This is a genomic window from Prevotella sp. OH937_COT-195, from assembly GCF_003932845.1.
In the GTDB taxonomy this organism is placed as follows: Bacteria; Bacteroidota; Bacteroidia; order Bacteroidales; family Bacteroidaceae; genus Prevotella.
In genome coordinates this window covers 1-676 of record NZ_RQZH01000108.1, presented here as the reverse complement: position 1 = coordinate 676, position 676 = coordinate 1, and the positions used below count along the sequence as shown (strand labels likewise).

1 protein-coding gene is annotated in these 676 nt (G+C 43.6%); it reads right to left on the bottom strand.

Annotated elements, in window-relative coordinates; all coding sequences use genetic code 11:
• The coding region (locus tag EII32_RS11440; RefSeq protein ID WP_148096840.1) for a transposase at positions 1-676 on the bottom strand (676 nt) is incomplete at both ends.

Sequence of the window (676 nt, the reverse complement as noted above, 5' to 3'; positions counted from 1 at the left end):
TAGCTGAGCAGCTTAGTGAGGATTTCTTGATTCGTCAAGTGCATGCGAAAAGTCGGGCGATAGAAGCGTTTATCGCTGAGTTTACGGCTATCCTGTTGAATCAACTTCCAGTAGCGTTTGAATGCCTTGTATTCATGAGACTTTCTGTCAAACTGATTCATGACTTGTATGCGCAAACGATTCATAGCGCGACTCATGTGTTGTACGATGTGAAAGCGATCAAGGACAATTTTAGCGTTAGGGAGTGAAACAGTCTGGGGAGAGACTGTTTCAGCCTGAGCTTGAAAATGAGAGAGCGAGGGTTGTTTAGCTAGTTTATAATATGGACTAAACATGTCCATTGTAATGACTCTGACACGGTTTCTGACAGCACTAGGGTAGCGTAGGAAATGATTGCGAATAGTTGCCTGTGTCCGCCCATCCAGAATAGCGATCACTTTTAGCGAGTCGAAATCTTGCGCGATAAAGCTCATTTTCCCCTTCTTGAAGCTGTACTCGTCCCAAGACATCTTTTCAGGTAGGTGGTTCAGGTCTGTCTTAAATTGGAACTCCTTTAGCTTTCGGATAACCGTTGAGGTTGATACAGCTAGGGTTTGAGCGATGGCAGTCATGGTTACATTCTCAATGAGTTTCTGTGCAATTTTCTGATTAAGGATGACAGGTATCTGGTGATTTT